General features: G+C 44.1%; 3 protein-coding genes. 1 reads left to right on the forward strand and 2 read right to left on the reverse strand.

Annotated elements, in window-relative coordinates; genetic code table 11:
* Nucleotides 1-103: 103 nt before the first annotated feature.
* Nucleotides 104-973 (reverse strand): deoxyribonuclease IV, encoded by an 870-nt coding sequence (locus GCCT14_RS04605; RefSeq protein WP_108624415.1) that lies wholly within the window; start codon nt 971-973, stop codon nt 104-106.
* 12 nt (nt 974-985) lie between these two features.
* Nucleotides 986-1,612 (reverse strand): 30S ribosomal protein S4, encoded by a 627-nt coding sequence (rpsD, locus tag GCCT14_RS04610; RefSeq protein ID WP_108624416.1) that lies wholly within the window; start codon nt 1,610-1,612, stop codon nt 986-988.
* A 119-nt stretch (nt 1,613-1,731) separates the two neighbouring features.
* Between rpsD and GCCT14_RS04615 the strand changes: the two genes are divergently transcribed.
* Nucleotides 1,732-1,935, forward strand: a complete 204-nt coding sequence (locus GCCT14_RS04615; protein ID WP_108624417.1) for a hypothetical protein — start codon at nt 1,732-1,734, stop codon at nt 1,933-1,935.
* Nucleotides 1,936-2,011 lie beyond the last annotated feature (76 nt).

A 2,011-nucleotide genomic window follows, 5' to 3' on the forward strand; every position in this document is an offset into this window, starting at 1 on the left:
ATAAAGAGATAGAAATGTAATTCTTTTTTGATTTCGAACAGATCGTGCCCATCCTTTCACACGTATTAGTCGTCCTTCACTTTCATCAAAACGTGTCAAGCAATCATGTACAGAAAATGGAAGGGCTTGCTCCACTTTGCGCCTCCTTGAGATGGCGAATTTCTTCCTTCCAAACATTCGGGCCGTCTGGAGTCTCCAAAATTTTAGGGACAGAACTGGTTCGACTATCTAACATCAAAGAATGAAAGGCCTCCCAGCCAATTTCTCCAGTTCCTAGGGAGGCATGTCGATCTAGCCTAGAGCCTAGGCCTTTTTTGGAATCATTTAGGTGAAGAAGTTTGAGATGGGAGAGGCCAATTTTTGCATCGAACATCATTAGCATTTGGTCTACTCCAGTAGCCGACCTAATGTCGTAACCAGCAGCGAAAAGGTGACAAGTGTCGAGGCAAACAGATAGCGGGATTCGATGATCAACACGATCTAGCAAGAAGGCAAGTTCCTCAAATGTTTTTCCTAATTGACTACCTTGTCCAGCCATAGATTCAAGTAGGAGGATGGGTTTTTCGGATGAATTAAGTTCATTTTGAAGGGACAGCAACCCCTCCACAATTTTTGTTAGAGAATCTTCACAATTTTGAGAGCCACTTGACCCTGGGTGAAAAACCAAAAAATCGATACCAAGACTCTGACACCTAACGACTTCCTCGCGAAGAGCAACGCGACTCTTACTAACCACCTCATCATGCTCAGATCCGAGGTTGATCAAATAACTCGCGTGGCTGACCACGCATTCAACGCCTGCTTTTATCTTTGCTTGTGTCCAAAGATCAATCTCACTTCGCAAGAAAGGCTGGCGTCCTCTCCAAGTTCTTTGATTGGAGGTAAACAATTGAACAGCATTCGCCCCGATTAGTGCTGCTTCTTGACATGCGCGGTCCACGCCGCCAGCAGCTGAACAATGAGCGCCCAGCATCACCGTAATACCTTAACCGTTGTGAGACAAAAACTCGCAGACTGTAGACACGTTAATTTCAAGTGGCAACGGAATCTGTTCAGCAAGAGGATAGCTCAACAGTCTGCCATTAAAGTTGTCTACTTCTAGCTCAAGATATTCAGGAACCTCACGCCTTTTGTTACTGATGTTTGATTTAGTTGACTCATTCTGAAGAGATGGAAGAATGGAAATTTCCATCCCAGGACGGACCTGAAAAGAACGCCTGTCCACCCTTCGACCATTTACCGCAACGTGCCCATGCGAAACAGCCTGCTGAGCAGCAAAAGGAGTTGATGCGAACTTAAGGCGAAAGATGACCACATCTAGTCGACATTCCAACAGGCAAAGCAGATGATCAGCAACTGCTCCGCCCTTCCGAGCAAGGGAGCGTGCCATGTTGAAATAACGCCCTAGATGTTTTTCGGAAAGCATCCCAAACGCAGCCTTCAACTTTTGTTTTTCTTCTAGTTGATTTCCGTAATCAGACTTTTTTTTCTTTCTGGAGACCTGTTGACCTGTGGAATTTTGTTTATGTGCCAATGGATTGCGTTGCCTTCCGAATACGTTCGCTCCAAAGCGTCTAGCGATTTTGTTTTTGGATCCACGATAACGAGCCATCACTGCCCCATAATACACAAAGAAAACGATCAGGACATTCTATCTTGATCCTACAAATTCATAAAGTCGTAATATTAAAAACCTAGCAAACACCGGTTGAACAGAGGGAGAAAAACAGGATGCCGTTGTCCTTAGAAGGCGCGCCTTATTTAGCAATCTCATACTATCGTTTTTGGAAAATTTTGGATGTAGAGGCAGAGGTTCAATCACATCTAAGTTTTTTCCGCACTATTGATGTCCGTTCAAGAGCTTATGTTGCAAGCTATGGGGTGAACGTTCAACTTTCGATCTCTACGCAAGACTATCACATTTTGCAGGATTGAGAAGAATTCACAACGAATTCCTCCCGTGCAACACATCATAATCTCTTCATTAGGAGAAAGCTTCTTTCTCAAATCT

The organism is Candidatus Similichlamydia epinepheli (assembly GCF_003056015.1).